Annotated in this window: 7 protein-coding genes; 6 read left to right on the top strand and 1 reads right to left on the bottom strand. The window is 67.0% G+C overall.

The window, feature by feature from the left end; all coding sequences use genetic code 11:
* Positions 1–398 (bottom strand): hypothetical protein (locus tag CC117_RS21900; RefSeq protein ID WP_131803117.1); only part of this gene is annotated, 398 nt, incomplete at its 3' end.
* A 511-nt stretch (positions 399–909) separates the two neighbouring features.
* Here CC117_RS21900 and CC117_RS21895 point away from each other — a divergent pair.
* The 6 genes from CC117_RS21895 to CC117_RS21870 all read left to right on the top strand — a co-directional run.
* The gene (locus CC117_RS21895) at positions 910–1203 is read left to right on the top strand and encodes a hypothetical protein (protein WP_071087119.1); all 294 of its coding nucleotides are present in this window, start codon (positions 910–912) and stop codon (positions 1201–1203) included.
* On the top strand, positions 1200–2123 hold the full coding sequence (locus CC117_RS21890) for an ERF family protein (RefSeq protein ID WP_071087117.1): 924 nt from the start codon (positions 1200–1202) through the stop codon (positions 2121–2123). The genes CC117_RS21895 and CC117_RS21890 overlap by 4 nt, the downstream gene beginning before the upstream one ends.
* Positions 2120–2620, top strand: a complete 501-nt coding sequence (locus CC117_RS21885; protein WP_071087115.1) for a hypothetical protein — start codon at positions 2120–2122, stop codon at positions 2618–2620. Before CC117_RS21890 ends, CC117_RS21885 begins: the two co-directional genes overlap by 4 nt.
* Complete coding sequence (locus CC117_RS21880) at positions 2617–2946, top strand: hypothetical protein (RefSeq protein ID WP_071087113.1); 330 nt, start codon at positions 2617–2619, stop codon at positions 2944–2946. Before CC117_RS21885 ends, CC117_RS21880 begins: the two co-directional genes overlap by 4 nt.
* Positions 2943–3311 carry a hypothetical protein gene (locus CC117_RS21875; protein ID WP_071087111.1) on the top strand — a complete coding sequence of 123 codons (369 nt, stop codon included), beginning with the start codon at positions 2943–2945 and terminating at the stop codon, positions 3309–3311. Before CC117_RS21880 ends, CC117_RS21875 begins: the two co-directional genes overlap by 4 nt.
* On the top strand, positions 3311–3801 hold a 491-nt coding region (locus CC117_RS21870; RefSeq protein WP_241830310.1), incomplete at its 3' end, for an exonuclease domain-containing protein. The genes CC117_RS21875 and CC117_RS21870, both read left to right, overlap by 1 nt.

Below are 3801 nucleotides of genomic sequence, written 5' to 3'. Positions count from 1 at the left end.
CGTTCCATGCGGTGGACGTTGCTGGACGTGAGTAGGGGCCCTTTATCGTCTCTGCCAGACAGGCTGGCGACTGCTTCGAAGCTGAGCTTGGCCCGTGACCGATGATCAAAAATGAGCCATTGGAACGGGGTCGGTCGCTCCCTGGGGCGGATGGGTCCGCGCCCTAGCGCGTAGTCAGCGGCCGAGCCCGACTCCCACCACATGGTCGTGTCTACGGCGGTCAGGGTGGACAGGTTCAGCGCCAGCGTGCCGCTGCCCATCTTGTAGAAGGTGCTCTTGCTGACGGGGTAGAGGTGGCGGGGCATCATGCCCAGCTCGGTCATCCGTTCCCGCATCGCGGCGTGCAGGCGCAGGGTCTGCTCGGGCGTCAGCCGCCCCGTCGTCCGCTCATCAGCCACGGCGGTAAGGGTCCCATAACCAACTCCGGCTGGGTGGCTCGAACCCAAGTCCGGTTCGTGTCTGTAGCCGAAACGTGGCCCTGCGCTGCCACAAAAGTCCAGGTCGGTCCAGCTCTTGACTGTTTCTGGAACATCCTGGAAGATCTAGGCATGGAGACAGGCCAGGAACGGCACCTAGGGCTGGTCGAGGAGCAGTGGTTGACCACCGTCGAGGTTGCCCAAATTTTGGGTTGGACCCGGCAGCGTGTGACATACCGCGTTCGTAGAGACCTGCAGGTCACAGACCCRTCCCAGGGTCTGATCGCCTGGGCTGTCGGGGAAGGCGCAACCTTCGCCTACCGGTACAAGCCCACGGACGTGGCCGCGTACCGCAACGGACCCAAGTTCCGCCGACCCAAAGGCGAACCCCGGCCAATCCGCCAAGCCGCATGAAACAGGCGCCCTCGCTGCTCGTAACAGCTCGGGCGCCCTGGAACCCATCCCTACCTCGCCAGAAGAGAGAGGGGTCCCTGTGACCCACATTAGCCCCACCATCAGCACCGAGCTGGACGCCCTGCGGGACCTGGCCGCCATGGTCGGCAAGCTGGTGACCATCACTGACCGGGGGCTCTACACCCGGCCCTGGAAGGTCACCATCCCTGGCATCGTCGCCTCGGRCCTGGGAACGACGCTCACCAGCGCCGCGGCCGACCTGTTCGAGCAGCTGGCCGTCGACGTCAGCCTGTCGCTTCCCGACGGCCGAACGGTCCACTGGGACTGGGACGCCAGCGTCTGGAACGTCAAGGCGCCGGCGGTGGCCGCATGAGCGAGCTGACGATCACCCCGGGCAAAGCGGCGGCCTGCTTTGTCAAGGCGTTCGCCGAGGTCGAGGCCGTCCGCAAGAACGGCAAGATGCGCGACGGCGGCCAGTCCTTCGACTACCAGCGGTACGAAGACATCCTCCCCGTGGTCCGGGCCGCACTCGTCACGGCCGGACTCGCCCCGATCCCAGTCGGCTTCGAGGTCACCCCGGAGGAGCACCGTAAGACCCGGAACGGTGCGATGCAGTACGTCGTCCGGATCGAGGCCACCTACCGGCTGATCGCCGATGACGGTTCCTACGTCGAAGGCAAGGGCATCGGTCGAGGTGTCGACACCGGCGACAAGRACATTTCGAAGGCGCAGACCTACGCCTACAAGTGGTTCCTGACGCAGACCTTCCAGATCACCACGAAGGACCAGGCGGACCCGGACGGCTCCCTCACGGAGGAGACCGTCGAGCGGGAGACCGACGCTCAGCGGATCCTGCGGGAACGCCGCGAGCAGGACCGCGCCGCCGAGCAGYCCCCGCAGATGTACCCRCTTCCGGCCGCCGCGCAGGCCAACGGCCAGCGCCCCGCCGCTCCGGTACCAGCCGCGGGGCAGGAGCTTGGGCAGACACGCGAGTACCACGCCGCGATGGCCGCGCGGAACGGAGCCCAGCAGCCGCAGGTCCAGCCGCCCATCACCGCCCCTCTGCAGATTCCCRCCGACAACGACCTGATCGGGTGGAAGCAGTACATCGTCCAGGGCGCCGCCAGAATCGGGTTCGCCCAGCCAAACGGTCAGCCGGATGTGCCAGCGCTCGCAGTGGCCTACGAGCAGTGGTCTGGTGGCGCGTCGCTGCCGGAGGCGACGGTGCCGCTGCTGCAGAAGTTCGCCGAGCATCTCAAGTCGCTCGGCGCCCAGCAGAGGCCCGCGGCATGAGCGAACTCGACGAGGGCGCGATCGAGCGGACGATCCGCCTGACGACGGCCCGCAGGGAGGCCGCCAACCTGCGGGCCAACCTTGACCGTGCCCGCCGCCGCACGCTGGAGATCGCAGAGGAGATGGAAGCTGACCACGCCCGCACGGCGTGGAAGTGCACCCTGCTGCAGATCGCGCTGAAGCGGATCCGCCGCAAGGACGACGCCACCTCGAACGATGTGGCCGCCGTCGACCTGGGCTGGTTGGAACAGATGACTGGCAGCTCCGACTACGAGCAGATCATCRCCGCCGCAGCTCTCGCCGAAACCGAAAGGGCCGACCGGGCTGACACACGCCCGCCGTCGCGGTTCAGCGCCGCCCTGTCCGACGACGCAGTGGACGCGGCGATCGCCACAGCCACCGGCTATGTCGGCGACTACACGATCTCCCCCGAAGCWCGTCAGAGGGCACGTCGCCTGTTCGACGCGATGGCCGCAGAGATGGGAGCAGGCCAGTGAGCGCCTCGACCGCGATGGTTTCGCTGCACCAGCTCGCCGAGCTGGCCAGGCGGGGACCTCTCCGGTTCGCCTACCTGGAAGTCGACGGGGAGAAGCCTTGGCTGGTCCAGCTGCCAGGCATCTCCGTTGCCAACGAGCACTTCTCCCGATCCCACATCGGCATCGGCGCCACCGTTGAGGAAGCCGCCGAGCAGCTGCACCGGGGACTCCTCAATCCAGGCGACGGCTGGCACGTGACCGTCGACGCCCTTGAGATCCGTGGCACCGCGCAGCGCCTGGTCTGRACGGGCGAGGCCTGGGCGGCGCAGACGGAGGCCGACCGGTGAGCGACTTCGACACCGACTTGTTGGAGCAGACCGAAGTCTGGGTCGACCAGACCGGACACCGTCACCGTCTCGACGAGATGGACTTGCGCTATCTCAGGAACGTGCGCCGCTACCTGGAACGCAAGGCACCCGAGATCCGGGAACACAGTCTGCTGCGGGCGATCAAGCATCCGTTGCCGTCCGGCACGCAGGCGCGGCAGGACGTAGAAGCAGCAATCGACCGGGAACTGCTAGCGGACGGGCCCGAGTCGGCCACGGACTACATGGCGCAGTTCCCGCTGTACCGGCGTATCTGGGACCTGATCGGCACTCGGCTGACCAGCGGAGACACCGATCCGCGCTGGCTGGATGGAGGGCCGTTCTGATGACCGCCCGCTGGTGGGAGGGTCCGCTACTCGCCGTAGATCTTGAGACGACCGGAAAGGACCCTGAAACCGCCCGGATCGTGACTGCTGCCTGCATCGCTGTCGGTCCGAGCGGGGTCCTTAGCCGGCAGACATGGCTGGCCGATCCGGGAGTCGAAATCCCGGCCGAGGCCACGGCTGTGCATGGAGTCAGCACCGAGCAGGCCCGCGCGGATGGAGCACCGGCCTACGAGGTTGTCCGCCAGATCGCGGAGGAAATTGAAACCGCTTGGGCTGACCCGGCGATCCCAGTCGTGGCTATGAACGCAGCCTACGATTTGACGATCATCCAGCGGGAGCTGGTACGACACAGCTTCGAGCCGCTGCAGATCGGCCCGGTCCTTGACCCGATGGTCATCGACCGGGCGATCGACAAGTGGCGTAAGGGCTCCCGCAAGCTCGAAGCCCTCGCCACGCACTACGGCGTCCGCCTCGATGGCGCGCACTCCGC

This window comes from Parafrankia colletiae (assembly GCF_001854655.1).
Lineage (GTDB): Bacteria > Actinomycetota > Actinomycetes > Frankiales > Frankiaceae > Parafrankia > Parafrankia colletiae.
Note: the sequence above shows the minus strand (reverse complement) of the source record. Positions and strands in the feature narration are given on the sequence as shown.